Source organism: Flagellimonas ulvae, from assembly GCF_049333175.1.
In the GTDB taxonomy this organism is placed as follows: domain Bacteria; phylum Bacteroidota; class Bacteroidia; order Flavobacteriales; family Flavobacteriaceae; genus Flagellimonas.
Genome location: NZ_CP186325.1, coordinates 2168914 through 2193825, shown reverse-complemented (window position 1 = coordinate 2193825; position 24912 = coordinate 2168914). Strand labels below are relative to the sequence as shown.

Sequence of the window (24912 nt, the reverse complement as noted above, 5' to 3'; positions counted from 1 at the left end):
GTTGAGCCAAAACTTAAAATTCAATCCATGAAAAAGTACATAGCCCTTTTAAGGGGAATCAACGTAGGAGGGCATAAAAAAATAAAGATGGTTGAACTCAAAAAGGTATTAGCTGCCAACCGGTTTCAAGAAGTGCAAACCTATATTCAGAGCGGTAACATACTCTTTAAAGCAGAAAAACAAACATCACTGGAACTTGCTGAAAAAATTCATTGTCTTATAGAATCCAGATTTGGCTTTCAGGTTCCTGTTTTGATAATCACTTTTGAAGAATTACAGCACATTTTAGACAATAATCCTTTCGGTAAAAAACCTGAGGAAAACCAATTGTTTTTTACTCTGCTTAAGACTCCCCCTCAGCACGAAAAGGTTTCTGAATTTAACAAGTATCAGTTTGAGAACGAGGATTTTTACATTACCCAGAATTGTGTGTATCTAAGTTTTACTAGAAGTTATAGAAACGCAAAACTTAATAACAACTTTATCGAGAATAAGCTAAAGGTAGAGGCGACTACCCGAAATCTAAAAACCATGAAAAAATTATTGGAGCTTTCAGAGAACTAGTTAAGTTGCCAAATGGAAAAATTAAGTATGGTTGCAAAGCTAACCCAAAGTAAATAGGGGATGAGTAAAAATGCAGCTACCTTGCTCACCACCCTAAACCATCGAATGGTGAGTATGATAAGGGTTAGAAGAACAAGAATTACAATCAAGGCCCAAAAGGGATTTTTGAACCCAAAAAAAACAATGCTCCAAAGGGCATTGAACAAGAGTTGAAATCCAAAATGATATAATGCCGTTTTTACCCATATATGATGAAATCCTTTCGACCAAACAATGCCAGCCGCTACTCCCATTAGAACGTATAGTACGGTCCAAACTGGCGCGAAAATGGAATTTGGCGGATTAAAACTGGGTTTGTTCAACGTAGTGTACCAAGTATTCACGGAGCTTTGCGTGGCGAAGCTGGAAAGAAAGCCAATTAACAAGCAAACAATAACGGCAATAGCGATGTATGTAACTTTCTTTTTCATGATTGGTGTTGGCTCCCTAAAATAACAATTTATTTCATTCTTCCATTCGAGCTGCCAAAGCATAGCTATATTTGCTCAAATTTTTGTTGGATGACGGATAATGACTTCATACCAAAAGCGTATACCCATCTTCCTGAAAAGGGCAAAGTAGGCTGGAAGGCACCGAGCAATATTGCCTTGGTCAAGTATTGGGGTAAGAAAACCAATCAGATTCCGGCTAATCCATCCATAAGCTTCACCTTAGATGCCTGCGCTACACAAACACAGGTTACGTTCACTAAAAAAGAGGATTTAAAAGATTTTTCGTTTGACTTGCTTTTTGAAGGTAAGCCCAAAGAAGATTTTAAGCTCAAGATTCAGACCTTTTTGGAGCGAATAGAACCCTATCTACCTTTTCTGAAAAAGTACCATTTCGTAATAGAAACATCCAATTCGTTTCCTCATAGTAGTGGTATTGCTTCTTCTGCCAGTGGTATGTCAGCTTTGGCTTTGTGTTTGTTGAGTGTTGAAAACAAAATCCAGCCTATGGCATCTGATTTTTTCAACAAGAAAGCCTCTTTTTTGGCCAGATTGGGGTCGGGAAGTGCTTGCAGAAGCATTGAAGGTGATTTGGTTCAATGGGGCAAGCACGAGGGAATCGAAAAGAGTTCGGATCTATACGGGGTAAACTATCCTTTTGAAGTAAACCCAATTTTTAAAAACTATCATGACACCATATTGCTCGTGCACAAGGGACAAAAACAGGTGAGCAGCTCTGTGGGTCATAACTTAATGCATAATCATCCCTATGCAGAAAAGCGATTTGAACAAGCGCACTCAAACTTGGCTAAATTAAAACCGATTTTGGGTGAAGGAAATCTTGAGGCCTTTATGGAACTTGTAGAAAGTGAGGCATTGACCCTTCATGCAATGATGATGACCAGTATGCCCTATTTTATTCTAATGATGCCGGACACCTTGGAAATCATCAATAAACTTTGGAGGTTTCGCAAAGAGACTAAAGTGCCGATATGCTTTACTTTGGATGCGGGAGCCAATGTGCATGTATTGTATCCAGAATCGGTAAAGGAAAAAGCCATTCAATTTATTCAGGATGAACTAGTTGCGCATTGCGAGAATGGACACTATATTTGCGACCGAATAGGAACGGGTGCCAAGCAATTATTTGAAGAATAGAATAATCTCTTGGTTTTTGAAACGTTGTTATTAGTCTAAACTAGGATTGATTGAAATAAAACCGACTTTTTTGTTTATCTTTATTTTGAAAAAGATTAAACAAAATCTTTTTATCATATGAAAGGACCACTTTTTTATTCTAAAATTTTGCTATTTGGTGAGTATGGAATCATCAAGGATTCCAAAGGACTTTCCATTCCATACAACTTTTTTAAAGGAGCTTTGAAAACGGATGATAATCCTTCCGAATCAGCCAAAGCATCCAATGAAAGTCTTAAGCAATTCGTTGTTTACCTCAAGGAAATGGAATCCCAAGAACCTGCATTGGTTTCTTTCGATTTTTCGAAAATAGAGGCAGATGTTGATGGAGGTATGTACTTTGACAGTTCTATTCCACAAGGCTACGGAATTGGAAGCAGTGGCGCATTGGTAGCTGCGATTTATGATAAATATGCAACTGATAAAATCACAGTTTTAGAGAACTTGACCCGGGAAAAATTGCTGAAATTAAAGTCTATCTTTTCCAAGATGGAATCCTTTTTTCATGGAAAATCATCTGGTCTTGATCCTTTGAACAGTTACTTGAGTTTGCCGATTTTAATAAATTCCAAGGACAATATTGAGTCCACCAGTATTCCTTCCCAAAACAAAGAAGGTAAGGGTGCAGTCTTTTTATTGGATAGTGGAATTACTGGTGAAACCGCTCCTATGGTTCAGATTTTCATGGAGAAAATGAAGCAGGAAGGTTTCAGAAATATGCTCAAGGACCAATTCATAAAACATACCGATGCTTGCGTTGAAGATTTTCTTAGCGGTAATGTAAAATCGCTATTTGGAAATCTGAAAGAGCTTTCCCATGTGGTCTTGGATAACTTCAAGCCTATGATTCCTTCCAAGTTCCATGATTTATGGCAAAAAGGAATTGAGAGCAACGAGTATTATCTCAAACTTTGCGGTTCCGGTGGTGGTGGATACATTCTTGGGTTCACCCAGGATTTAGAACAGGCCAAAAAAGCGTTGAACGGCCATAAATTGGAAGTGGTATACAACTTCTAACCCCATCCCATGCTTAGTAGAAAAAATAAACTCTTGCTTTTCAAGCTATTGAGTTTGTTTTCTGTGGTTCGCGGTTATAATATTCTGATAATCACCTTAGCGCAATATCTCACTTCCATTTACATTCTTTCGCCAGACCTTCCTTTGAGGGATGTGGTTTTTGATTTTAATCTTTTTTTGATTGTTACAGCATCGGCCTTGGCGATAGCCAGTGGCTATATCATCAACAATTTTTATGATGCGGAAAAAGATTTGATAAATAAACCAACCAAGAGTATGTTGGATAGGTTGGTAAGTCAACGGTTTAAACTGACTACCTACTTCATCCTTAACTTTTTAGCGGTTTTTGCAGCTAGTTACATTTCGTTTCGAGCGGTATTCTTTTTTTCAGCCTATATTTTTGGGATTTGGATATACTCGCATAAACTTAAGCGTATTCCGTTTTTGGGCAATCTGGTTTCGGCTACTTTGGCCATAACTCCATTTTTTGTAGTGTTTGTGTACTATAGAAACTTTGAAACCGTAATTTTCGTTCATGCCCTATTTCTCTTTCTACTTATCCTGGCCAGGGAGCTGATAAAGGATTTGGAAAATATGGCGGGTGATATGGCCCAGAACTATAAGACCATTCCCATATTATACGGAACCAAAGTTTCCAAAGGAATCATCGGATTTTTGATTTTTTTGACCTTGATTCCCGCACTGCTTTTAATACAAGTTTTTGATGTAGGCTATATGTACCTCTACTTCTGGATATGCGTTGGGCTCTTGGCACTTTTTATCATTTTGTTGGCTAAGGCCAGTGGCAAAAAGCATTATGTTTGGCTCCACAATATTTTAAAATTCATCATTGTCGCAGGAGTTTTTAGTATCCTACTTATTGATGTAGACCTCGTATTAAACCGAATTTTATAATGGAAGACAAACTCAAAGTGGCTTTGGCTCAAATTGCACCGGTATGGCTGAATAAATCGGCTACACTTGAAAAAGTTATGCAAACGGTAACCGAAGCTGCTGCTAAAGAAGCGGAGTTAGTGGTGTTTGGAGAAGCCTTTTTACCGGGTTACCCATTTTGGTTGGCCCATACCAATGGAGCCGCTTGGGATTTAAAAGTCAACAAGGAATTGCACGCGCATTATACCCGAAATTCCATTCAAATCGAGGCAGGGGAATTGGATACATTGTGCCAATTGGCCAAGGAAAAAGGTGTTGCAATTTACTTAGGCATGATGGAACGTGCCAAGGATAGAGGTGGGCATAGTCTATATTGTTCTTTGGTCTATATTGATTCCAATGGCGAAATTCAATCGGTACATCGTAAACTGCAACCCACTTACGATGAGCGCCTCACATGGGCGCCAGGTGATGGAAACGGACTTAAGGTTCATTCATTAAAAAAGTTCACTGTGGGAGGTTTGAATTGTTGGGAAAATTGGATGCCCTTGCCACGTACAGCGCTCTATGCTCAAGGCGAGAATTTACATATTGCCGTTTGGCCCGGAGGACTGCATAACACAAAAGACATAACAAGATTTATTGCTCGGGAATCCCGTGGCTATGTCATTTCGGTTTCCTCATTGATGCATGTGGATGACTTTCCGAAGGACACTCCACATCTAGAGGCTATTTTGGAAAAAGCACCAAAAGTATTGGCTAATGGGGGTTCTTGTATTGCTGGACCTGATGGGGAATGGGAAATAGAACCCATTGTGGATCAGGAAGGGTTGATTTATCATACCTTGGATATTAATCGAGTGTACCAGGAACATCAAAATTTTGACCCCGTAGGACATTATTCCAGACCAGATGTCACCCAACTTACCGTAAACCGGGAACGGCAATCCACCGTCAAAATAAAAGATTAGTTATTCTGATTATTTCTTTTTTAAAAAAAGGACATCAAAACATATTGTTTTGGTGCCCCTTTCCATCGTTTTTGATTGTTTCGAATTTTAATTGATATAACTGTTTCTCTCTTCATGGAGTTCGCTGAGGTACTGCACAAACTCATATTGGTTTCCATCTGCATCCGCAAAGTAATCCCGTATTCTAAATTGCTCTACTTGTTTAGGATAGTCACGTTTGTACCCGTGCTCTAATAGGTTACTCGCTATTTCTTCGACATTGGGGACTACAAAACCAATATGGTTAATACCCGCTTTGTCATAGTTCTTCTCCACCTTTGCATGTTTGTTTATGGCTTGATTGATTGCAACATAGGTGTAATCATCACCTAGATGGACCCATTCCCGAAGGTCATTTCCCGCTCCTCGTATCTTAAAATGAGGAAAGGCAACCTGAAAGAATTTTATTGCTTCTTGAATATTATTGACTGTGATGTTGGCATGTTCCAAGTATATCTGCTGCTTCATGATATGTTTTTTTGTTCAGAGCAAATTTCCAAATAGAGCGGAACACTGAAAATGAACCTCCGTACAGAAAACGACCTGTACTTTAGTACAGTTAATTCAAACACAAAATCAGCTTAGATACTAAAGAGACCTCTTTTTAGAGCGATATCTACAGCTTCGGTTCTATTTTTGGCATTTAGTTTGGATAGAATTGAGGTAATATGAAACTTCACAGTTCTTTCGGTAATGTACAATCTGTTGCCAATAACTTCATTGGTAAGACCATCTTTGATTAATGATAGCACTTGAAGCTCACGTTTCGTAATTGGGTTTTTAGGATAGCTGAACGCATTGGATGGATTCTTGTTGTCCTTCAATATATTGGATTCAAACAAAAGCTGGTTTAAATCCTTTTGAAGATGAATCAATTCCTGCAAAGCGGTTTTTACTTTGAGGTAATCACCCATTCCACTTTGTAATGAAGCAATTATTGATTCTAACTTGGGAAGAATTATCCCTTCGGATACCCGCTTTAGGTCGGATATTGGGTTGATTTCTTTTCTTCCAAACGATGTTTGTAGGCGAGCTCTCTGGATGCAGGTGCCAACCAATTCACCAATAGTATTCAAAATGGTGAGCTCTTGTTCATTCAATTTTCTAGACTCCTTGCTCAGCAGATTTATTAATCCAACTTTTTGGCCTTCAACAGTTATGGGGATTGTGGCATGAAATCTCAAGTCGTTCGTGCCAGAATTGATATCTTTTAATCTGGAGCAAGCGATTTCTGAGATATTTACCGCTTCTTCCATATCATCCGACAAATACTGTTTTATGCAGTAGCACCAGCCCGACAGGCGTTCAGGATAGTTGCCAAGAGCAGGTGGTAGATTATGGGAAACTGCCAGATAAACAGACTTGTTGTCTGGTTCGGTAAGCCAAATCCATCCTGTTTCCAAATTCAGTATTTCCGCTGTTTTTTCAAGGGATTTACTGAGCGCTGAATGCAAAGAGTACTCCTTGTTTAAATGACTGGCAATATCATATAAATGAGCGAAGTAATCTTTATTGTTCATCCTGAAACTAAATGAAAGGGTATTTAACGGGAACCTTTATCCAATAATTCATACCCTTGACGGATTCCTTTTTCAATGGGTGGAACTCCCCTGTCCATCCATGAGGGTTTTCCATCTCCTTTCAGGTAATAGTCAAAATACTGGGCCATTCGAATACTGAAATCCTTTCTATTTTGCATTTTTAGAGGCCAATGGGGCTCTCCGTTGTAATTGAGGAACCAAGAGGGTTTTCCCAAACGACGTAAGCTCACAAAAAATTCAATACCTTGATACCATGGTACATGGCCGTCAGCATCATTATGCATGACCAACAAAGGAGTATTAATTTTATCCACATTGAATATGGGCGAGTTTTCAATGTAGCGTGAAGGGTATTCCCAAGGGGTGCCACCTATCCTACTTTGCGTATGTTCATATTGGAATTGTCTACTTAAACCGGTCCACCATCGTATACCACCATAGGCACTTATCATGTTGGGAACGGGTGCTCCAGCTTCCGCTGCTTTAAAAATATCAGTTTTTGTTACCAGATAGGCAATTTGGTATCCACCCCAGCTATGTCCTTGCACACCGATATTGTCTTTATCGATAAAGCCTTTTTCCGCCAAAGAAGTGACTCCAGGGATGACACAGTTGTATGCACTTTCACCGGGATACCCTATCCGGTATTCCACATCTGGATTAAAAATAACGTACCCTCTACTGGTATAAAAACTATAATTAATTGAAGAACGCTCTGCTTTTGGATATCGGTGTCTGTGGATGCCGTCGGAACTCTTTTCATAAAAGTTTACCAGAAGAGGATATTTTTTAGTTGGGTCAAAATTCTCAGGTTTTACCAACATTCCTCGAAGCTTTTTTCCATCCAAAGAAATCCAATCCATCAGTTCAATAGTGCCCCAATTGTAGTCTTTTTGCTGCGGATTGGCATTGCTAAGTTTGATTTGTTTCTTGAAACTTAGGTCCGTAATTCGTAAATCCGGAAATTCTTCAAATGACTGACGGGTGAATATCAAAGCATCGTCTAACAGGGCCTTCTTGGGAGAAGAGTAGCGGTGAGGTCCCGAAATTAAAGAAGTAACCTTATTGTTTTTGGGATTGAATTTGGCATAACCGCCATTTTTGGTTGTTTCGTTGAAAGTACTAAGAAGCAAAGGTTGGCTGAAATCAATAGCTTCCTCTTCTTCATCCAAATCCAAATAGCGAAATACTGTTTTGGTATCTCTTCCGTCCGTTAGCTTTTGTTTTGCTCCGGTATCTGGATGTATTTTCCAGATGTCATATCGGTCATAGACCAAAAAGTGTTCGTCATCTTGAGTCCAGCCTGCAAATCCATAAGGGAATGGGTAATTGGGGTAATCGTTCTCCTCACTATAGGAAACCAAGTCTTTGGTCAAAGCAGTTTGTTTTCCTGATATGAGGTTATAGCTAACCCAAGTACTGTCCACTCTGTTATAGGTGTATCCATACTTTCCCTTCGGACTTAATTGAAGTCTTGGTACTTTTTTAAATTCATGTTCTGTTTCTCCAGAATTGGTATTAATTACTTTGTAATCATAGTGTCTGCGAGCTGTCCATTGGCTGGATAAATCATATGGTTTGGAGTTTCGAATCAAAGCTAATCCAGCATTTCCCTTATCTCCTAAATCAATATCTTCATAAGTGCCATTGGCCAGCGGGATTGTTTTTTTGTCACCAAGGTGATAAACCGTTGAAAAGGATTGGATGGAATCATTTTTTAGCTGCAACTCTTGAACCGTATATAATCGCGGTTCATCATAGGTCCAAACTTCCACGTTCACAATTTCTTCATCCAATAAAGAAGTATCTTTTTCAATAGGAGGTCTTGCCAATCCAAAATACATTTTGGACTCATCTTTGGAAAAATGAATTTCTCCATATTTAGAGACCACATAACTTTTTGGACTCATGGCGTTATCCATCACTTTTTGTGCTTTGGAATTTCCTTCTTGCCATACATAGAGTTCATTGGGTCTTAGCTGCACTTTGGTGGTGTCTGTATCCGCAATAAAACCGAAATTTTTACCGGATTCGCTAAATCCAAGTTTGAAATACTTGGCCTTTGGAGCTTTGTGCAAGTTTAAGGTTTCATTGGTTTCTAGGTTGCGGACAAAAACACCTGCATCGCTATCCTTTTTCTCTCCCGTGGTGGCATAGGCCAACCATTTGCCTTTTTTGGCGAACACATAGTCCGTAACAAACTTCAAAGTGTCTTGGGTCTTGGTTTCTAGATTCAGAACTACAAGATGGTATCCGGTTTTCATTCCAACTTTTTTAGGTTTATCCTTTTTCTCTTTTGATTGGGTTACTGAATCCTTTTCTTGCTTCTCTTCCTTTTCTTTCTCTTTTTTGATTTCCTCCAATTGGTAGGCTAGATAACCGGACCATTTCTCGGGAATCTTAAAAGACTTGATATGTCCAATCTTTTGTAGGCTTTTGGTCTTTAGATTGAAAATTCCTAGGGAATCTTTAGGAAGCTTATCTTTTTTAACCCTTCTTCTTTGCATGTCCATAATACTGTCTTTCCATGCATTGATGGTAAAAACCACATAATTTGAATCATACGTGAAATGGCCTTCCTTGCCACGGTCGTATTCAAGGACAAAATTGCCCAAGGCATCCTGAATTTTGAAAAAATGGTCTTTTTCTCCTTTCCATAAACTATATAGGATATGAGAGCCATTTGGAGCTATAACTTCGTTTTGGACTGTGTTCCAAATATCGTAATCAGCATGATCTAATACTTTCTTTTGGGTAAAGGAAATAGCCGGAACGGCCAAAAACAGGAATACGAGAATTTTTTTGAACATGGTTGTTTTGATTTGCCTTGTAAATATAGTTGATACCTTTCATTTCCTTCTTGAGTAAAATCCTTGTTCTTTGGATTTCAACAACGTATTTACTAGAGTTATTAAAAGGGATTATCTACATTTGCCAAAAATTATGACTGATGGCGAAATCAGACTTTAACAAAGGTGGCAAAAGACCATCTCGAACTTCACAGAAAGGATTCCAGAGAAAACCGTTCTCGAAAAAATCGAAACCTTCAAGCAGACCACAAAAAACCAATCGTCCTTCCAACCCGGATGAAATTCGATTGAACCGATATATTGCTAATGCGGGGATTTGTTCTCGTAGGGAAGCGGATACCTATATCGCAGCGGGGAATGTAACCGTGAATGGAAAAGTAATCACAGAAATGGGTTACAAAGTAAAACGTTCTGATGATGTTCGTTTTGATGGAAGAAAGCTAAATCCTGAGAAAAAGGAATATGTGCTTTTGAACAAGCCCAAAAACTTTATTACAACCACCAATGATGAAAAGGGTAGACGCACGGTCATGGAATTGGTGTCCAGCGCCTCCAAGTCGCGTTTATTGCCTGTGGGTCGTTTGGACAGAAACACCACAGGTCTTTTATTGTTCACCAACGATGGTGATTTGACAACTAAACTTACCCATCCTCGACATGGGGTGCGGAAGATGTACCAGGTAACCTTGGACAATAATCTGAGCATGGCGGACTTGCACAAAATTCAAGAGGGTCTAGAACTGGAAGACGGACCTGTGCATGTGGACGATGTGAGCTACATTCAAGGTGCTCCTAAAAAAGAGATTGGAGTAATCATACATAGTGGACGTAACCGAATTGTTCGACGGATTTTTGAACATCTAGACTACAATGTCATCAAATTGGACCGTGTGGTCTTTGCGGGTCTAACTAAAAAAGATTTGCCCCGTGGGCACTGGAGACATCTTACTGAGCAAGAGATAATCAATTTGAAGATGATTAAGTAATACTGGGAGGCTATTATTTAACTGGATACCCTAAAATGTAGTACCCTGCATTTTTACCGTTTCTTTTTTTAGCATCACATATCTCCCATACATATTTTTCTTTTTTTCGTTCTCCCAATAATTCCTCAACGTCCTTGAAAGTATAGGTTCTCATTAGTGATGCTTGCCCGTCCCATGCATAAATTATGGGAATCAATGGAATTAGATAGGTGAAAACGAATTGATTCGCTCTTAATGGTTTTACAAAAGGGGTCATGAACAATGACATAATCACCAAGATTATAAGTGAAATCGGAAGGAGAATCCACCAAATTAATATGGGAACATTGTTTTTGGCAATTTCGTAAATCAAGAGCGGTTCCCCGCTATCTTCAGCCTTATCCAAAATTTGTTTGGCGACGGATGGTTTCATGTGATGAAAACTAGCAACCATGGTTTTAAGTCCTTTTGGAGCATTATCTAATTTTAGGGCATTCAGAGATTCAGGATGGTAAGAAACATTGGGAAGTTTTAAGGTTTCAATGTCTGCAATAGCTTTTGCATTGGGATATAGGTCGGTTAGTAACAGGGTAATTTGGGAATCTTGACTTTCCTCGTCGATTTTCTGCATGGTTTCAATCATAGGACCTCCAGAACCGGAACCCAAATCCACAATTTGATTAAAATCAACTTTCTCCCGTACACTTAGGATTAGGTTGGACAAAACTTCTGAAGTGTCTACGACTCTATGAAGAACTTTGATGAGGTTTGTAGCTCCTGAACGTAGGTCATGGGGTAACCAATCAAAATCTTCAAATTCAAAAAGTTGCAATCGTTTCATGCGGAAAAAGGTTGTACGTACTACAAGGTAATGGATTGCTGTAAACGCAACAAACCTTTGTGGAATTCATATTGCAATTTGAAATGAAAAAAGTTCAGTTGAGGATAATGCTATTCTTGTTTTATGAAGTAGTATTTTCTTCTTTTAGTTTTTCTCTCAAATAGATAAAACTGTTTTCAATATTCTGGAAGATATCTTCCTCTGGAACAAGATCTGGAATAATATCAACTGCTTTTAGCATATCTAGAGGCTGTTCTTTAAGGCCTATAAGTATAACTTCGATGTCTTGCCTACGTAAATCAAAGATAATTCCCTCCAAAGTATACAAACCGGACTGGTCAATGTAGGGAACCCTGTCCATTCTCAAAATAATTGCGGTAATGTCTTTGGGAAGGTTGCTTATTTGGTCTTTAAAGTACGAAGTGAAACCAAAAAACAATGGGCCATACAGATGTTTGATAATGACTTTATCCTTGTATTCTTCATAAAACTCCTGCTCATCTTGCCAGGGTTTAGAGCCGTCCATATCTGAAATGCTACCTACTTCCATCCCATTTTCACTAATATCACCTGATTTTTTCATAAATAGCAGACAGGCAAGAGTCACACCGATACCTACAGCATAGATTAAGCTGCCAAAGGTAGTGATGAGCAAAACAATTATGAGGACGATGGCATCCGCCCTTGGTACTTTTGTCAAGTGCTTTAAACCTTTAAAGTCTACGATTTTGAAACCAATGGGAATCAACAAACCTGCCAACACACATAGCGGAATATGAGCCGCAAGTTGACCAAGACCCAAAAGAACAGCAAGTAGAAAAACACCATGTAGAATTCCAGATAGTCGTGTTCTACCTCCTGCATTGATGTTTACCACGGTTCCTTTGGTTGCTCCAGCTCCTGGAATCCCTCCAATGGCCGCAGCTAACATGTTTCCAATACCCTGACCTATAAGTTCCCGATTACTGTTGTGTTTGGTCTTGGTAATGTTGTCTGCAATAACGGAAGTCAACAAAGAGTCAATACTGCCCAGTACCGCAAGTACCAATCCATACTCCAAAATGGTGGAGTACGCTCCAGAATCAATAGTTAGAATTCCTCCAAGTTGAAAAGAGGGTAGTCCTGAGGGTATTTCTCCAATGACAGGAACATCCATTTTAGTGAAATACGCAATTAGGGTAGCTACAATCATAGCAACCAATGCACTGGGAATGGCCTTTGTGAGTTTTGGAAAGAGAAAATAGATGGCAATGGTTACTCCCCCTAATAGTAAGGCGTAGATGTTTGCCTCCGTAAAAAGACTAGGAAAATTTTGAATGACCGTTACTGTAGATTTAGCTGAATCAAGCCCCGCAAAAGGAAAAAGTTGTAAAATGACGATAATCAACCCTACACCACTCATAAAACCCGAAACCACAGGATAGGGAAAGTATTTTACGTAGCTCGCAATATTCATGAATCCAAAAATCACTTGAAAAAGTCCTCCTGCCAAAAAAGTGGCAAGAATAATCGGAAGCGCATTCTCCAAGCTTCCGTTCATTTCTATGGCAGCTGCAACCAAAGCGGCAGAGACCACGGTCATTGGACCTGTTGGACCACTGGCCTGAGTCTCTGTTCCACCAAACATAGCGGCAAAGATTCCTACAGCAATGGCTCCATAAAGACCTGCTGTGGCCCCCATTCCAGATTGAACCCCAAACGCTAGTGCTAAGGGCAATGCAACAACACCGGCCACCAGACCTCCTGTAAAGTCACCTCTTAGATTCTTGATGTTGTAAATTTTGGAAAGCATGGTTTTTTCGTAAAAATAAGCAATGGTTTGTAACTACATGATTAAGTTTCAGATACAGGCTTTATCGGAATCCAGATTTCTTCTTCAGATTCGGGGTTGTTGTTCTTATAATTAGGACCCAATACTTCAAAATGTGGTCTATTATCTAGAACATATTTTGAACTAGGTAACCATTCAGTAAAAATGTACTGGAATATAGAGTTGTCCGAACTTAACCCTTTGTAATCAAAAACGGCATAAAGCCCTTCTTCCAAAACAAAGGTCTCCAGCCCTTGCGGAACATTTGTAAAACCTTCAACTTCTACAGCAGCCCACTTTTCGAACTCGGTCATAGGATTAAAGGATTCGAAGTAGGATGAGGGATAAACCTGCATTGAAATCTTATCGTGAGATGTACGATTATTTATTTCGTGGATTTTTAGACCAAACTGTCTCCAAAGCTGGCCTGTTTTATTTTGGGAAATACTCATGGACATTGTATTTCCTACTAGCTTCTTTTCTGGTAAGGTTTCAATTCTGGGTTTCAAGGGAGTATGGATTATGATTAGCAATTTTTCTTTGGATGTCAAAGTTAGTAGCCCGTATAAACGAAGTGCGGGATTCCAATGTGTTAGTATCCGGCACCAAAGCTTTAATAGGTGCAAAGTACTCCATTTTAACTTTTTCCCCGCACTACATCTATACGTGGTGGGAGTTTCTGTTTATTCTTTTTTATGACCGGGTTCCCATATTAATCGAACAAATGAGCTTAACCTTTGATTTTCCCTACTTACCGGAATCCCTGCAACAATTCCGATTAACAAATTATCTGCAATTCCCAGTCTCATCTGAGGTCGAATGGTCATGTCAAAATCCTTTTTCAATATGGTCTTGTTAAACTCAACACCCAGAAAGTTTCTTGTGCCCGAAATCATGTAATGAAAACTGCTATTGATGTCATATGTAGTGTTAAACTTATTAGAGGCGAAGTTTTGCTCTATCAGAGGACCCGTATATATCAATGAATGAAAGTTATTCCCCCAACGCTTGGCCAATACTAAGAAAGGATTGTAAACATTTCCTTTAATGAAGGGTCTTCCAAAGTTTCTAAATTCTGAGAGTTCAAACTCGTTTATGTATCCTATCGCCATTGAAGTAGCCATTGGTTCGCTGACAAAGAATGACCATTGAGCAGCAATTTTTATACTATTCAATTGGTTGGATGGGATTGAATCCCTTACCGTCCCGTTTACTGGCGAATAAAAGGTAAAAGGCAATTCGACTTCTAATCCCAACCTGTTTATGGGAGCCCACTCATATTCTATTAAAGCTTCGTAAGAATCGAATTTCAAGTTATCGGTAAGCCCTAATCCTATGTTCCATTCTTTTTCGCCTTTTCTTGCTCCCAAGTCACGAATTAAGTCAATGTAAAGGGGTTCCGCGTGCAAAACTTTGTCGGGTTCTTTATGGTCTTCAAAATGTTGGATGTAAAGACTGTCCTTTTCATTATCAGTTATTTGAGATAGTCCGTAAGTTGAGTATGCTAATACAACGATTAGCATTGTTTTTATTTTGATATTCATTTTTGATTTGTTTTAAGCATTAAGAATTACCCCTATGTCCTTTCGGTCATAGAGGTTTAAGAATCATAAAAAACAAATCAAACTTTGGGTGGAGGGGAATCTATTTCTTTGAAGCCTTTTGTTAATCTCGCCTCATAATGAAGGCAAAGCCTTTCTTTTTCAGTGAGATATTGATGAGTGATTTCCCTGTTTTTGATTATATGAACCAATAGTTCAATCTTCGTATTCTTTTTTTTGTTGTGGTCTTCGGTGTCATGGTCATCGTATTCCTCAAAAGCATTTTCAAAGCCTAAAACCTGTTCTACCAAAATTTCGATAATGCTTTCTTGGTCATTAAAAGATAGGTCCTCTGGGATATAATCTGGGAAGGGGTCTGCACTGTCAACACTCATATTGAGAAGATAAAGCCCAATAAATCCCCAAAGGATTCTAGTAAAAAAGCTATTTCGTATTCTACTCAACATAGTTCATAACTAATGAGGTCGATGTTATTTTACCTTAGTCTTTATTATTATATAGTTCAATGGCCTTTAGATACTTCAAGGCAACCGATTCCGTTTGACCATTTAAGAATCCATTTAATTCTGGATGATTATGGTTAATCCAATTTATCAGGTTGGTTCTGTTCTGTACCCAAATAGTGTCATTAAAAACCACATTGCTACGTTCAATACTGACTATTCTATCGGCATCAAATCGAAGTACCGCCTTCCACACTGTGGGTTTTTTGTGAAGTAGGAGAATCCTCTTGTCCGTTTTTGAGATTGTTGCTCTTACAATTTTGTTGTCTTGCTCAATTTCTAGGACTTTGTATGTTGGGCTAAATACAGAATCCCATTTTAACCAATCTTCGATAAATTCCTTTTTTGAGAATGTTTGGATGTACTTGTAATCCATTTCTTTGGTTATGAGGCTATCAGTCAACAAAACTTTCATAACCGCACTATCCGAATTGTTGAGTGCTTGATAAAATTGATTTGCAATTTCAAGTTTGCTTATTTCTTTTTCAGATGTTTTACAGGATAGAAACCCAATGGTCAGAAACAAGTATAGTATTGCAGCCTTTTTCATTGTTCTTTTGTTTATCATCGGAATTGTTCGTGCACCCATACTATGATGGCTTACTTATTTTTCTGGAGAAACATGATATTTACATCATTACGATAGTTCTAAGTAACATCAATGTCCAGTAAAGAAACCATACATTTGATATGCAAACAAACCTATTCCTGCCAACACAAGATACCAGTTCACTGCTTGGTAAAAAGCGGGAAACTGTTTATGTTTTCGCGAAAGCGTAATTATAAAAACAATAGGAATCAATGCGAGTATCTGTCCTACTTCAACACCTAGGTTAAAGCACAAGATTTTTGCTAAAAATTGTTCTTCTCCCATATCAAAGGATTGTAACCTTGTAGAAAGTCCAAATCCGTGAATCAATCCAAAAAGACCTACCATGAGGAGTAAATTAGGCGATTTTACCTTTAATTTTTCAAAGCCGGCTAGATTCTCAAACCCTTTGTACAAAACGCTTATGGCAATCACCGCATCTACCAAGTGTTCATTTGCTGTAATTCCCGTATAAGTGGCACCTATAAGGGTTATACAATGTCCAATAGTAAATACGGTAATGAACATCAAGATGTCTTTAAACCCTTTTAGAAAGAATATAACACCAGTAAGAAAAAGCAGGTGGTCATAGCCCGTGAGCATGTGTGTGGCACCTACTCGAACATAGGCCCACAAGCCTCCGTTGCGTAAAATCTCTTGATCAGCACTTGTTACGTCATGTGCCAATCCTAAAAGAGGAACAAACAATACGAATAACAGCAGTACCTGTCTTAACCTTAAATACATTGCTAGTTCTTTTTTCTAAAAATTAAGAATAGCAATCCAATGAGGAGCAAACTGCCCAATACAAAGACCCAAGTAGGAAGACTGTGTTCGTGATCATGGTCATGATCATGTGTATGCGTATCTGAACCATGTTTGTGACTCACTTCAAAAGTAAGTGTTGCCCATTTGGATTGATGTGTCAGTTCGTCACTATCAGTGACTCTGGTCATATGAATGGTCCTTAGATAATAGATACCGTCCTCAGGTAGGTCGACCATAATTATACCTTGGTCATTGGTGCGTAATTGCTGACCATTGGTATGCGTATGTGTTTCTTCTCCATGTGATTCATGGGAGTGACTGTGTTCACTATCAGAGTTTGTGTGATCATGTGAGTGCTTTTCCCCGTCATGCTCATGTTCATGGCTGTGGCTGTCATGTGCATGGGAATGGGAGTCTTTAATATAGTCAGCAAAGACCAACTGGTTGGATAATGGCTTACTGTCCAATAACAACTGTATTTCCAACTTTTCACCGCTATATTTTTCATAAGGATTGGCTTGCGGGACAAACTCGATAGGATAGCCTAATACCGTACCCCAATCGTTTGTTTTAACGTCACCAACCTGATAGATGGCTTTTACATGTTTTTCATAACTCTCTACCGCATCTTGGTCCAAAAGGCTGTCTTTGGTACGCTGTTCAAGCATATCCAGAACGCCATCATGCTCCAGATAACCATTAAACTTTTCTGCACTGAGTTCTATGTTTCTTGCTTTGGTAGCAACGCCTACTACGTAAGTTCCTGCCTCACCGGTGTTAAATGCTAATTGCGTTATAGTACTGTCTTGGTCCTTCCATTGACTAGCGTCTATGGCTGTTCTTTTGCCCTGGGCTATGAGAGAAGCATCCAACATGCGGTCTCGCGCGATGATATTTTCACTCTGTTCAAAAGTCCCGTTGTACAAGCTCAAAATAGCTTCTTGATTAGGCTGCCAAAAATAGGTTTCCATTTTTACATACAGATTGTGACTGCACAGGAGTAAAATGGCTAAGAGTAAGAAAAATGATTTACGCATGGATTAGATTTAAAGCCTTAAAAATACAATTTAAACATACTTTGGGCACACGTAGTAAAGCATAAAAATGCCCCCTGCTAATCTCTTTTAACTAAAATTTTAGAGTATAGTACTCCACTTTTTGAGCTTTTTTATTTTTTTGCCTTCTCAATGACTTTATCATACCTACTGTCCATACAAACACTGAGGTCAGTGGTCATAAACTTACCATCTAAAAACAAGCTGAAAATGGTTGCAGGACTTGGGCAATTTTGAGCATCATCCATTGTTTTAAGCTTGATTACTTTTAAAGGAAGATTTCTTTTTTCTGCCGTTTCAACCAAGGAGTTCAATGCGTGAAATTCGGCAAAAGGACATCGGTTGGAGTAATAAACTACAATCCCTTTTTTGTTAGGGCATTCCCCACTCAATACCGATTCATTGAACTTGAGATTTTCAGAACTTTCATTAAATTTTAGCGCTAATAAACTGAAACCGCTTGAAATCTTTTCTACTTCTTCAAATCCCTGCCTCAATAACCATTTGGTATCACTCATAAAATGAAACTTTTTTGTACCTACCACGGTTACAAGGCCATTTTTGTTTTGCGCTTTTGCATCTTCCACTGCCGATTGCAAAAGGGCTTTTCCATAACCATTCTTCTTATATTTTCCAGAAACCCAAAAACAATTGACATTAAGGTAATTGGGTGCTGTTATAGGAATCCAGGCATTTTCTGCAGGGCCGTATTCTATGAATACTTTTGCCCTCTCATCGAGTCTTCTAAAAACATATCCATTGGCAAACTCTTTCTTCAACCAATCTTTTTTTGCCTGATAGCTATCTGCACATTTCTTGTCTGATATGGCGCAACAGATGTGCTCTGAATCGATATTTTCGAGGTTTAATTCAATTAATTTTTTCACTTTTTGCTGTTTGAATGTAGCCTAAGGGCCTAGATTAAGCCTTGATTTCTCTGTACTATAAATTTAATGAAATTTGCTCGTTGCTGAGGTCAGTAATCAATCACAAATGATGCTGCTTTTAGTATGTTACTTGGGCCATATTTTTTCAAATCTTACGCAGACTATCAGCATTTCTTGGGTTGGCTTCTCGTCACTTTCCTTTAAAAAGTTTTCAAAAAAGTCCCAGTGTGCTTTTTTCCATTTTTTAAGAGGTTCAATATCTGTTCCCATATCCAGTTCCGCATATTCTTTGGAAATCTTATTGAACGGAATTGTATCAACACTTACATTCTTTATTATGGCTTTTGCTTTCCCATCAAAATCTGTGATTATCTGTTTTGCCCCAACAGTGGGTAAGTCCGCATTGTATTGTTTGTACAAGCGATAAAGCCCGGAAGAAGCCTTCTTTTTACCCTTCAAAGTTAATTCTGCAAGACGATTTGCATCTTCTCGATTATTATGAAAAAAATCAGATTCGGGAATTTGCTCGTTTTCTGCTCTAGGATTTGATTCAGTATAATCTTTCCACATTGCAGAGGGAGAAATATCAATTCCAATTTGATCATTCTTTTGCTTTTCCGCAATAATTTTCGGTTCAGGTTTCTTTTCAGTTTTACAGCCTGTAAGAACCAAACATAAAACCAGCATTAAATATTTCACAGAGTTTTTCAGTATTATGGCACTAATTTCTAAATGGAAATTGCCTAAGGTTTTTGAATCTAGAAATCAAACCATATTAAGCTTCCTATTTCGTGATTTCTATACTGTCTGCTCCTATACCCTGAAGAGCTTTGTTCACCTTTGCTCCATCTTTTTTCAAAATAGTGTTCAGGTTGCTGAGTTCAGTTTCCAGTTCGGCAGAAAGCTCTTGAAATACTTTATAGGCGCCATCCGTTGGCTTGGCATCCCCGTTTTCGACACTGCGTCGCAATGAAGCCAATCTATTGTTCAACTTAATAGGGAAGTTCAATGGGTCTTGTCCCGATTGATTTTTAACTTGATATAAGTTTTCTTCAATAGCACTTAGTTTATCGATAAAAGGAGTGATTGTCCTTTTCATGATAGTACTGGACAGTTTTTTTTCATGTTCCTTGAGCTGATTTTTTATCTCTCGAATATGAATAACTGCTTCATTGGCTTCACTTGTTTTCTGCATAATATTATTCGCCAATTGAAACTGTTCGTCCAAATCTTCCTTGGTGATTCCTTTCAAATTAGGATTCATATGAATTGAAAAAGGATAGGTCTTTTCGTAGTCTCCCGATTTGATTCTCACTTTGTAATCTCCAATGGGCGCTTTTGGACCTCTCGTAGGTCGTGCACTCCAAATGATCATCCCCTCAAAATCCGTGGCACCTTTATAACGCAAATCCCAGGTGAAGGTGTTCAGTCCTTTGGCGGTGGTTGGTTTGGAAGAGCCGCCCCGTCGCCACCAGGGAATGTTCTTATCCACTTTATATTTCGTTTTACTCCCCGTAAACGTATCAATGAGGTTGTTATTGACATCCAGAACTTCAAAAGTAATGGTGTCCAGTTGTTCTTTCAGGTAATATTGCACTGAAGCTTCCGAAATACCACGAATAGCATCTCTGGGTTCAAAAAGGACTACCGACTGGTTCAACATTTCAGGCTTGAATTGACGTAACGGAAGAATATCATCCAATATCCAGAACCCACGGCCATGCGAACCCAGAACCACATCGTTATCCTTAATGACTAAATCACGAATGGGCGTATCCGGAAGGTTCAATTGTAGGCTTTGCCACTGTGCGCCGTCATCCATTGAAAAATATACACCGTGTTCCGTTGCTAAAAACAAGAGCCCCTCCCGTACGTGATCTTCGCGGATAGCTCTGGCAAAATGTCCATCTTCAATTCCGTTGATGATTTTGGTCCACGTCTTACCATAGTCATGGGTCTTGAACACATACGGTTGCCTATCATCCACTTGATAGCGATTTGCTGCCACATATAAAGTACCAGGTCGGTGTTTTGATTCGTCAATAATACTTACCCTTGAGAATTTCGGTAAATCCGAAGGGGTAATATCTTCCCAAGTTTTACCTCCATCCTGGGTAATATGAATTTTCCCATCATCTGAACCTGCCCAAATGGTGTTGATATCATGGAAAGAAGGTGCCAATGCGAAGACGGTGGCATAAATCTCTGGACCATTCATATCCATTGTGATTACCCCACCAGTTTTTCCTAAAGTGCTTGGGTCGGCATAGGTTAAATCCGGACTTATCTTTTCCCAAGTCTGTCCATCATTTGTGGTTTTCCAAACGTGTTGGGAACAGGTGTACATTACCTTACTGTCTTGAGGTGCAAACATTATAGGGAAGGTCCACTGCCATCTTTCTGGAAGTGCCTCAGCAGGTTCCCCAGAGAAGAATCGGGGATATACTTGAATATCTCGAATTTGACCATTACTTCGGTCATATCTCGTTAGTAGGGCTCCTTGACTACCTGCATAGAAAATATCCAAATTTTCAGGATGTTGGGTAATCCATCCACTTTCGCCGCCCCCAACAGCATAATACCAACCTTTGTTATGGCCTCTGGCTTGCATGTGGCTCCAACCATCGCTTGGCATGGCCAAGGTACTGTTATCTTGCTGTGCTCCAGCAACATGATATGGTACATCATTAGTGGTCATCACGTGATAGAACTGCGTGGTGACAAAATCTTGCTCTGTCCATGTTTTACCCCCGTTGATGGTCACATTGCCCCCTCCATCGTTAGAATTAATCATGCGTTTTGGGTTATTTGGATCAATCCACAAATCATGATTATCTCCATGTGGGGTTTGAATGATAGAATCAAATGTTTTACCTCCATCTGTGGACATGTACATTCGTGTATTCAATCCATACACAGTTTCTTTGTCCAAAGGGTCGGCATAAATTCTGGAATAGTAAAAGGCCCGCTGTCTCAGTTTACGTTCATCGTTGGTCTTTTCCCAGGTTTTACCCCCATCATCGGAACGAAAGACACCTCCTTCATTAGCTTCAACAATGGCCCACACCCGATTAGAATCTGCGGGAGAAACCGTAACCCCGATTTTTCCAATGGGGCCTTTAGGCATCCCAGAATTTTGGTTGAGGTCAGTCCAAGTGTCACCACCATCTGTAGATTTCCAAAGCTTGCTTTGGCCTCCACCGCCCCACATCTTCCAAGCCTTGCGATACACTTGCCAAGTGGTAGCATATAAAACATCAGGATTGTTTCTATCAATAATTAAATCCACAGCACCTGCTTTTGGTCCTACGTACAATACTTTTTCCCAATTTTCACCTCCATCTTTGCTTCGGAACACGCCTCGTTCTTCATTATCACCATAGGGATGGCCCAATGCGGCCACATAGACCAAGTCAGGATTTGTAGGATGAATTCTTATTCTCGCCACGGCTTGAGTTTCTTTTAACCCTAAATGCTTCCAAGTTTTCCCGGCATCTTCAGATTTGTATACCCCATCGCCTTGGGTTATGCTACCACGGAGTTGTACCTCGCCCATACCGATGTAAACGATGTCCGGATTGGTTTCAGCTACGGCGACAGCACCAACCGAAGAGCTTGTTACTTGACCGTCGGTCACAGGTTTCCATTCATTGCCACCATCTATGGTTTTCCACAATCCGCCACCTGTGGCTCCAAAATAATACTCATTGGTGCGGCTTGGGCTACCCGCACAACCTAGTGAGCGCCCTCCACGTTTGGGACCAATATTTCGCCATTTTAGACCACTGTAAAAACTGGTATCAATCTCAACATTTTGCGTTGATTCTTGAGCAGATGAATTGAAAAAACAAGCGAGTAGAGCACATACGAATGCGCTAGGGAAGGCTTTTTTCATTTGGAAGGTGTTTTCGTTAGTCGTTTTGTAGCCTTTCCATCAAAGGCAAACACCTTAAAGATACTATAATCCGACCATTTTAGCCACGGATTTTTTAAGAGAACGGAAACTGGTTTAGGAGCCTGTCAGAATCCAAATTAATACCCTTCAGCTACAGCATCACCGGTTCGAGTATTATCTGCTGCACCTTCATAGGAGCCGTCAGGTCTTACCAAAATAGCCTCTGTACGACCTAATTGTTCCACTACTCTAAAAGAGGCATGTCCCAATTCTTTTAGTCTAGCAACAGTCAAACTATCCAAAGCTTCTTCTTCCATTACAATAGTATCCGGTAACCATTGTGAATGGTGTTTTTTGGCATCAACGGCTTCTTGCATGGTCATGCCATGGTCAATCACATTGATTATGTTTTGGAAATTGACATTTATAATGGTTGAGCCCCCAGGTGTACCCAAGACCATAAATAAATCTCCATTTTTCTCTACAATGGTTGGACTCATACTACTCAACATCCGTTTTCCAGGAGCTATGGCATTGGCCTCTCCACCTACAAGGCCAAAAATATTTGGGAAACCGGGTTTTAGACTAAAATTGTTCATTTCATTATTTAGAAAGAATCCGGCATCATCTACTAATACCTTACAGCCAAAATAACCCACTAAAGTCGTGGTAATGGAAACTGCATTTCCTTCCTTGTCAACTATTGAAAAATGGGTAGTTTCAAGGCTTTCGATTTTATCTACTTTTCCTGCTTTAATTTCTGCCGAGGGGGTAGCCTTTTCCATATTTATCGAAGCGTTTCTTGCCGCGATATAGTCCTCATCCAAAAGCATTTCAATGGGCACATCATAAAAATCCAAATCCCCCAAGTGTTCAGCTCTATCCGCATATGCACGGCGTTGCAGCTCTGTCATCACATGAACGGTTTCTGGAGTATTATGCCCCATTTTCTTGATGTCATATGCATTGGAACCTTTTAAGAGTTGCACGATGATAATGCCGCCGCTTGATGAAGGAGGCATTGAAATAATGTTAAAAGAATCCCGATAAACACCTTCAATGGGTACTCTCCACACAGAACTGTAGTTTTCCAAGTCTTCTTTGCTGATTATACCTCCACCAGAATTCATTTCGTCCAAAAGGAGTTGAGCCGTTTCTCCCTTGTAAAAACCATCTCTTCCAAAATCTCTAATGCGTTCAAGAGTTTTAGCCAGATTTTTTTGAATCAAGGAATCCCCTTGAATCCATGGTTTATCTTTGATAAACAGCATAGTTGAATCATTAACTGCACGAAAATCCTTTTGAGCTCGATTAAAAGTCCATGCATCATATTTTGAAACAGGATAACCGTTTTTCGCTACATCAATGGCAGGTTGAATTAAAGTGTCAAAGCGTAGAGTACAGAATTTTTTATAGATTTTGTCCATACCGTCCACTGTACCAGGGGTGCAAGCTGCCAAATGCCCCAAAAGCGCTTTTTGTTTTATTACTGAATCGGTTTTCGTATCAATGAACATATCTCGACTAGCTGCGGAGGGAGCAGTTTCCCGGAAATCAAGTGCTCCCTTTTTGCCATCGGCAGTTCTATAGATCATGTAACCACCACCACCTAAATTCCCGGCTTTGGGCAAAACAACGGATAATGCATATTTTACGGCGACCGCTGCATCAAAAGCGTTGCCCCCTTTTTTTAAAACGTCCAACCCTATTTTTGTAGCGATAGGATGTGCTGTGACCACCATACCATTTGCAGCAACAACCCCCTCGTTAGGCAGTTTTTTTAAAGTAACCGTTTTTAGTTGTTGAGAGGTGTTTTGCTTGCATTGAAAGAAGAATGCTACCGCTATAAACACAAGGAGTATATTTATTTTCTTCATGGTTATAGTCTTTGGAAATTCAGCCTGGTTTATGGTTGCTATATAAAGTTAACAAGAAAGCCTAATGGTTTATATAACTGGTGGCAATTGTTTTTTACTTTTCGTTGGTTTTAAATCCGTAGATAGTAGTTTGCATCCCAGCTATTTTCCATTCACCATTTACCTTCTCCATAAGCCTTGTTTCGCGTTTTAGTCCTCGCAGTGAATCTTGTTGTTCATAGGTAACCCAAGCTCCATTTCCGTATAGACGAACATTAATGTCATTCAACAATTCTGGAACGGGTTCAGGTTCAGGATGTTCTTCAATGTATGTCTTGACAAACTGGCTTATTTTCTTCCACCCTATTGATTCAGAAAAAGTACTGTCCGCAAAGTTTACGTAGATTTTTGAAATCGTGGAATCATGTACCCAATTCTCTATCCAAGCCTCATAATCTCTTTGGAAAGCATCTTTTGTTTCATTGTTTAACCTTTCTAAAATAGCCCGTTTTTCCACTTCAAGATTTGGTTCTTGTGCAATCTCTTCTTTAGGGTTGACTTCCTCTTTTTCTTTACAACTTATTACGCTTATTGCTGCCAATGTTAGTAGTACTAATAGATTTCTGATTTTCATATTTTTCCTTACGATTTCAGCTTTGG

The 24912-nt window shown here is 39.3% G+C and carries 23 protein-coding genes; 6 read left to right on the top strand and 17 right to left on the bottom strand.

Going from position 1 to position 24912, the window contains the following annotated elements:
- Positions 1-27 precede the first annotated feature (27 nt).
- Positions 28-564 (top strand): DUF1697 domain-containing protein, encoded by a 537-nt coding sequence (locus ACOKFD_RS10095; RefSeq protein ID WP_422857820.1) that lies wholly within the window; start codon positions 28-30, stop codon positions 562-564.
- Here ACOKFD_RS10095 and ACOKFD_RS10090 read toward each other — a convergent pair.
- Positions 561-1034: a TspO/MBR family protein gene (locus tag ACOKFD_RS10090; protein WP_298997039.1), complete on the bottom strand. Its 474-nt coding sequence runs from the start codon at positions 1032-1034 to the stop codon at positions 561-563. The genes ACOKFD_RS10095 and ACOKFD_RS10090 overlap by 4 nt on opposite strands.
- Positions 1035-1124: 90 nt before the next feature.
- Here ACOKFD_RS10090 and ACOKFD_RS10085 point away from each other — a divergent pair, with 90 nt between their 5' ends.
- The 4 genes from ACOKFD_RS10085 to ACOKFD_RS10070 all read left to right on the top strand — a co-directional run bounded on the left by ACOKFD_RS10085 (position 1125) and on the right by ACOKFD_RS10070 (position 5131).
- Positions 1125-2210, top strand: a complete 1086-nt coding sequence (locus ACOKFD_RS10085) for a diphosphomevalonate/mevalonate 3,5-bisphosphate decarboxylase family protein (RefSeq protein ID WP_422857819.1) — start codon at positions 1125-1127, stop codon at positions 2208-2210.
- Between the two features lie 117 nt (positions 2211-2327).
- Positions 2328-3266: a mevalonate kinase gene (locus ACOKFD_RS10080; protein WP_298997045.1), complete on the top strand. Its 939-nt coding sequence runs from the start codon at positions 2328-2330 to the stop codon at positions 3264-3266.
- A gap of 9 nt (positions 3267-3275) precedes the next feature.
- Positions 3276-4181 carry a geranylgeranylglycerol-phosphate geranylgeranyltransferase gene (locus ACOKFD_RS10075; RefSeq protein WP_422857818.1) on the top strand — a complete coding sequence of 302 codons (906 nt, stop codon included), beginning with the start codon at positions 3276-3278 and terminating at the stop codon, positions 4179-4181.
- Complete coding sequence (locus ACOKFD_RS10070; protein WP_422857817.1) at positions 4181-5131, top strand: carbon-nitrogen hydrolase family protein; 951 nt, start codon at positions 4181-4183, stop codon at positions 5129-5131. Before ACOKFD_RS10075 ends, ACOKFD_RS10070 begins: the two co-directional genes overlap by 1 nt.
- A gap of 87 nt (positions 5132-5218) precedes the next feature.
- On the opposite strand, the gene ACOKFD_RS10065 is transcribed toward ACOKFD_RS10070, so the two are convergent.
- From ACOKFD_RS10065 to ACOKFD_RS10055, 3 genes are all read right to left on the bottom strand, one after another.
- Complete coding sequence (locus ACOKFD_RS10065; protein WP_422857816.1) at positions 5219-5638, bottom strand: VOC family protein; 420 nt, start codon at positions 5636-5638, stop codon at positions 5219-5221.
- Positions 5639-5751: 113 nt separating this feature from the next.
- Positions 5752-6690, bottom strand: coding sequence for a LuxR C-terminal-related transcriptional regulator (locus ACOKFD_RS10060; RefSeq protein ID WP_422857815.1), 939 nt, complete (start codon positions 6688-6690; stop codon positions 5752-5754).
- A gap of 23 nt (positions 6691-6713) precedes the next feature.
- Positions 6714-9521: an alpha/beta hydrolase family protein gene (locus ACOKFD_RS10055; protein WP_422857814.1), complete on the bottom strand. Its 2808-nt coding sequence runs from the start codon at positions 9519-9521 to the stop codon at positions 6714-6716.
- Positions 9522-9661: 140 nt separating this feature from the next.
- Here ACOKFD_RS10055 and ACOKFD_RS10050 point away from each other — a divergent pair, with 140 nt between their 5' ends.
- On the top strand, positions 9662-10507 hold the full coding sequence (locus ACOKFD_RS10050) for a pseudouridine synthase (protein WP_422857813.1): 846 nt from the start codon (positions 9662-9664) through the stop codon (positions 10505-10507).
- Between the two features lie 13 nt (positions 10508-10520).
- Here the strand turns inward: ACOKFD_RS10050 and ACOKFD_RS10045 are convergent, their stop codons facing one another.
- The 13 genes from ACOKFD_RS10045 to ACOKFD_RS09985 all read right to left on the bottom strand — a co-directional run bounded on the left by ACOKFD_RS10045 (position 10521) and on the right by ACOKFD_RS09985 (position 24886).
- Positions 10521-11327 (bottom strand): hypothetical protein, encoded by an 807-nt coding sequence (locus ACOKFD_RS10045; protein ID WP_422857812.1) that lies wholly within the window; start codon positions 11325-11327, stop codon positions 10521-10523.
- Positions 11328-11448: 121 nt separating this feature from the next.
- Positions 11449-13119 (bottom strand): SulP family inorganic anion transporter, encoded by a 1671-nt coding sequence (locus ACOKFD_RS10040; RefSeq protein ID WP_298997064.1) that lies wholly within the window; start codon positions 13117-13119, stop codon positions 11449-11451.
- Positions 13120-13160: 41 nt separating this feature from the next.
- Positions 13161-13646, bottom strand: coding sequence for a GyrI-like domain-containing protein (locus ACOKFD_RS10035; RefSeq protein ID WP_422857811.1), 486 nt, complete (start codon positions 13644-13646; stop codon positions 13161-13163).
- Between the two features lie 174 nt (positions 13647-13820).
- Positions 13821-14681, bottom strand: coding sequence for an HAEPLYID family protein (locus ACOKFD_RS10030; protein ID WP_422857810.1), 861 nt, complete (start codon positions 14679-14681; stop codon positions 13821-13823).
- A 77-nt stretch (positions 14682-14758) separates the two neighbouring features.
- On the bottom strand, positions 14759-15073 hold the full coding sequence (locus tag ACOKFD_RS10025; protein ID WP_422857809.1) for a hypothetical protein: 315 nt from the start codon (positions 15071-15073) through the stop codon (positions 14759-14761).
- Between the two features lie 106 nt (positions 15074-15179).
- Entirely contained in the window at positions 15180-15752 is a 573-nt protein-coding gene (locus ACOKFD_RS10020; RefSeq protein WP_422857808.1) for a hypothetical protein, read from the bottom strand.
- A gap of 108 nt (positions 15753-15860) precedes the next feature.
- Positions 15861-16538, bottom strand: a complete 678-nt coding sequence (locus tag ACOKFD_RS10015; protein WP_422857807.1) for a HupE/UreJ family protein — start codon at positions 16536-16538, stop codon at positions 15861-15863.
- 2 nt (positions 16539-16540) lie between these two features.
- Positions 16541-17596 carry a DUF4198 domain-containing protein gene (locus ACOKFD_RS10010; protein WP_422857806.1) on the bottom strand — a complete coding sequence of 352 codons (1056 nt, stop codon included), beginning with the start codon at positions 17594-17596 and terminating at the stop codon, positions 16541-16543.
- Positions 17597-17727: 131 nt separating this feature from the next.
- The gene (locus tag ACOKFD_RS10005) at positions 17728-18501 is read right to left on the bottom strand and encodes a GNAT family N-acetyltransferase (protein ID WP_422857805.1); all 774 of its coding nucleotides are present in this window, start codon (positions 18499-18501) and stop codon (positions 17728-17730) included.
- Between the two features lie 126 nt (positions 18502-18627).
- Complete coding sequence (locus ACOKFD_RS10000) at positions 18628-19200, bottom strand: ASCH domain-containing protein (RefSeq protein ID WP_422857804.1); 573 nt, start codon at positions 19198-19200, stop codon at positions 18628-18630.
- Positions 19201-19285: 85 nt separating this feature from the next.
- Positions 19286-22396, bottom strand: a complete 3111-nt coding sequence (locus ACOKFD_RS09995) for a WD40/YVTN/BNR-like repeat-containing protein (protein ID WP_422857803.1) — start codon at positions 22394-22396, stop codon at positions 19286-19288.
- 137 nt (positions 22397-22533) lie between these two features.
- On the bottom strand, positions 22534-24273 hold the full coding sequence (gene ggt / locus ACOKFD_RS09990; RefSeq protein WP_422857802.1) for a gamma-glutamyltransferase: 1740 nt from the start codon (positions 24271-24273) through the stop codon (positions 22534-22536).
- A gap of 94 nt (positions 24274-24367) precedes the next feature.
- The gene (locus tag ACOKFD_RS09985) at positions 24368-24886 is read right to left on the bottom strand and encodes a hypothetical protein (RefSeq protein ID WP_422857801.1); all 519 of its coding nucleotides are present in this window, start codon (positions 24884-24886) and stop codon (positions 24368-24370) included.
- Positions 24887-24912 lie beyond the last annotated feature (26 nt).

Excerpts from the sequence above, each read along its gene's own strand:
- ACOKFD_RS10095 (WP_422857820.1), top strand. The coding sequence starts at position 28 with ATGAAAAAGTACATAGCCCTTTTAAGGGGAATCAACGTAGGAGGGCAT.
- ACOKFD_RS10090 (WP_298997039.1), bottom strand. The coding sequence starts at position 1,034 with ATGAAAAAGAAAGTTACATACATCGCTATTGCCGTTATTGTTTGCTTG.
- ACOKFD_RS10085 (WP_422857819.1), top strand. The coding sequence starts at position 1,125 with ATGACGGATAATGACTTCATACCAAAAGCGTATACCCATCTTCCTGAA.
- ACOKFD_RS10080 (WP_298997045.1), top strand. The coding sequence starts at position 2,328 with ATGAAAGGACCACTTTTTTATTCTAAAATTTTGCTATTTGGTGAGTAT.
- ACOKFD_RS10075 (WP_422857818.1), top strand. The coding sequence starts at position 3,276 with ATGCTTAGTAGAAAAAATAAACTCTTGCTTTTCAAGCTATTGAGTTTG.
- ACOKFD_RS10070 (WP_422857817.1), top strand. The coding sequence starts at position 4,181 with ATGGAAGACAAACTCAAAGTGGCTTTGGCTCAAATTGCACCGGTATGG.
- ACOKFD_RS10065 (WP_422857816.1), bottom strand. The coding sequence starts at position 5,638 with ATGAAGCAGCAGATATACTTGGAACATGCCAACATCACAGTCAATAAT.
- ACOKFD_RS10060 (WP_422857815.1), bottom strand. The coding sequence starts at position 6,690 with ATGAACAATAAAGATTACTTCGCTCATTTATATGATATTGCCAGTCAT.
- ACOKFD_RS10055 (WP_422857814.1), bottom strand. The coding sequence starts at position 9,521 with ATGTTCAAAAAAATTCTCGTATTCCTGTTTTTGGCCGTTCCGGCTATT.
- ACOKFD_RS10050 (WP_422857813.1), top strand. The coding sequence starts at position 9,662 with ATGGCGAAATCAGACTTTAACAAAGGTGGCAAAAGACCATCTCGAACT.
- ACOKFD_RS10045 (WP_422857812.1), bottom strand. The coding sequence starts at position 11,327 with ATGAAACGATTGCAACTTTTTGAATTTGAAGATTTTGATTGGTTACCC.
- ACOKFD_RS10040 (WP_298997064.1), bottom strand. The coding sequence starts at position 13,119 with ATGCTTTCCAAAATTTACAACATCAAGAATCTAAGAGGTGACTTTACA.
- ACOKFD_RS10030 (WP_422857810.1), bottom strand. The coding sequence starts at position 14,681 with ATGAATATCAAAATAAAAACAATGCTAATCGTTGTATTAGCATACTCA.
- ACOKFD_RS10025 (WP_422857809.1), bottom strand. The coding sequence starts at position 15,073 with ATGAGTGTTGACAGTGCAGACCCCTTCCCAGATTATATCCCAGAGGAC.
- ACOKFD_RS10020 (WP_422857808.1), bottom strand. The coding sequence starts at position 15,752 with ATGAAAAAGGCTGCAATACTATACTTGTTTCTGACCATTGGGTTTCTA.
- ACOKFD_RS10015 (WP_422857807.1), bottom strand. The coding sequence starts at position 16,538 with ATGTATTTAAGGTTAAGACAGGTACTGCTGTTATTCGTATTGTTTGTT.
- ACOKFD_RS10010 (WP_422857806.1), bottom strand. The coding sequence starts at position 17,596 with ATGCGTAAATCATTTTTCTTACTCTTAGCCATTTTACTCCTGTGCAGT.
- ACOKFD_RS09995 (WP_422857803.1), bottom strand. The coding sequence starts at position 22,396 with ATGAAAAAAGCCTTCCCTAGCGCATTCGTATGTGCTCTACTCGCTTGT.
- ggt (WP_422857802.1), bottom strand. The coding sequence starts at position 24,273 with ATGAAGAAAATAAATATACTCCTTGTGTTTATAGCGGTAGCATTCTTC.
- ACOKFD_RS09985 (WP_422857801.1), bottom strand. The coding sequence starts at position 24,886 with ATGAAAATCAGAAATCTATTAGTACTACTAACATTGGCAGCAATAAGC.